Source organism: Francisella sp. 19X1-34, assembly GCF_041102755.1.
Lineage (GTDB): Bacteria > Pseudomonadota > Gammaproteobacteria > Francisellales > Francisellaceae > Francisella.
Window position 1 is genome coordinate 1 of record NZ_JBGCTX010000129.1, and the last position, 2,125, is coordinate 2,125.

A 2,125-nucleotide genomic window follows, 5' to 3' on the forward strand; every position below is an offset into this window, starting at 1 on the left:
TTCTGGGTATCTTTTGTAAGCCATTTTTCTCTCCTTTTTCTGACATCAAAAGTGTCCCAAATTGACAGGGTAGATCAGTATGAACTTAACCTACTTTTTTTCATCAAAACTATCCTAACATAACTTAGTTATCTAGGACAGCCCCATAATTAATGTTCGTGATTTAATAACAAAGCTTAGAGCTAAAGGTTACCCAAAACCTTAATTTCATTAAGATTTTACGCAAGGAATAGAAATTTAAATCTTCGATCTAACTATTTGGGCGAAGAGATCTGACTACTTTACCAGCTTGCCACACTTCTTTTTCACTAAGTTCTTGAAGCTCTTTATCTAAATCTTGACGGTAATTCTCATGACTATTTTTATCTATAGTACGTTGAACTTCATTACCATTTTTAACCTCAGTATATAGTTCAGAAAACAAAGATTTAGTTGCATCTCTAAATCTAGGAGCCCAATCTAATGCACCTCTCTGAGCTGTAGCAGAACAGTTAGCAAACATCCAATCCATACCATTCTCACCAACTAAAGGTACCAAAGATTGTGTAAGTTCCTCAACTGTTTCATTAAATGCTTCACTAGGAGTATGTCCATTTGCACGTAATACTTCGTATTGAGCTTCAATAATACCAGCAAGAGCTCCCATTAACACACCTCTTTCACCTGTAAGATCACTATACACTTCATTTTTAAAAGTTGTTTCAAATAAATATCCAGAACCAACACCAATACCATAAGCTAATGCTCTTTCTTCAGCTCTTCCCGTAACATCTTGGTATACAGCATAGCTAGAATTAATACCCTTCTTAGCTAAAAATAACATCCTAACACTTCTTCCAGAACCCTTTGGAGCAACTAAAGCAACATCAATATCACTTTGTGGCTCAATCTTAGTTTTCTCATTATATATTACTCCAAAACCATGAGAAAACATTAATAGGTCATCTTTATTAAGATTTTCTTTAATAATATCCCACGAATCTATTTGACCAGCATCAGAAAGTAAATTAGCAACAATAGATCCTTTTGCTGTAGCATCTGCTATATTAAATAAAGTTTTACCTGGAACCCAACCATCTTCAACAGCCTTATCCCATGATTTTGAATTTTCTCTTTGTCCAACTATTACATTAAAACCATTATCTCTAAGGTTAAGAGCTTGTGCAGGCCCCTGTACACCATACCCGATAATAGCTATAGTTTCATTTTTCAAAGTTTCTAATGCCTTAGTTAATGTAAATTCCTCTCTTGTAACAACGTTTTCTTCAACGTTTCCAAATATCATCTTTGCCATTTGTTAAACCTCCTAAGTCTAAATTTAAACTACTTTTTTGATTTGAAGCTTTCATATTTCGTGAGATACCACTGATTATAGCCCCTTTCATAGACAAATAATTTGTAATACTATTATCTATCACTTCTACTACATTCACAAGTTTCTTAAACAGCTTCTCAATTAGCCATTTCATAATAACATAATTACGTTACAGAATAGAAGAGATTGTTTATAGCACGCAAAGGGTATTTTCAGTATTTATTGTTATAAAGTATATATAGCCAATTCTCTATAAAACTGTTACGCATATGCTTTCTCTACAGAGTATTTTAGGTTAAAGTAAGCGAAAAACCTTTAAATTCTGACAAGAATGATAGATCAATTTATTTCAACCTTTTGCCGTATAGACGACTTCTGCATTATTTATCATAAAGAATTACAAAGCAAGTCAATTGATTACAAAAAGAAAAAACTGGTTTAAAACTGGAGTTACGTACTTTTGTAGCGAATTGATTTTAAAAATATTAGAAAGCCCTTATTTATATACATATTAGAAATTCTGAAAAAACATCATTATGAAACTAAAAGAAAGTTCAGATTTATATATAGATTTTTTACTATGTCAAACATCGCAAGCTAGTTCAACAATGTGTTCAGATATGCTAGATAATGTAGTCAAACATGATAGTTTTTCTAGAATGCTTAAAGTAGGTGATTATGGTAGCAGATAGATATTTTGCTTCTAAAGCAAATTTAAAGTATTTCAATAAACATAACCTCAGTTCGGAATTAAAAGCATTGTAAATTAAGGGTTTAGTAGTGTTTTTAGGTTAAAATAAGCGAAAAACC

The 2,125-nt window shown here is 31.7% G+C and carries 3 protein-coding genes and 1 pseudogene; 2 read left to right on the forward strand and 2 right to left on the reverse strand.

The window, feature by feature from the left end; genetic code table 11:
- Positions 1-250 precede the first annotated feature (250 nt).
- Both ilvC and AB8E56_RS11590 read right to left on the reverse strand, forming a co-directional pair.
- Entirely contained in the window at positions 251-1,294 is a 1,044-nt protein-coding gene (gene ilvC, locus AB8E56_RS11585) for a ketol-acid reductoisomerase (protein WP_329481278.1), read from the reverse strand.
- Positions 1,266-1,469, reverse strand: coding sequence for a hypothetical protein (locus AB8E56_RS11590; RefSeq protein ID WP_329481280.1), 204 nt, complete (start codon positions 1,467-1,469; stop codon positions 1,266-1,268). The genes ilvC and AB8E56_RS11590 overlap by 29 nt, the downstream gene beginning before the upstream one ends.
- A 177-nt stretch (positions 1,470-1,646) precedes the next feature.
- Between AB8E56_RS11590 and AB8E56_RS11595 the strand changes: the two are divergent.
- Both AB8E56_RS11595 and AB8E56_RS11600 read left to right on the forward strand, forming a co-directional pair.
- A pseudogene (locus AB8E56_RS11595) lies at positions 1,647-1,751 on the forward strand (IS982 family transposase); the annotation flags it as partial.
- Between the two features lie 100 nt (positions 1,752-1,851).
- Positions 1,852-2,007, forward strand: a complete 156-nt coding sequence (locus AB8E56_RS11600; RefSeq protein ID WP_329481282.1) for a hypothetical protein — start codon at positions 1,852-1,854, stop codon at positions 2,005-2,007.
- Positions 2,008-2,125: the final 118 nt, after the last annotated feature.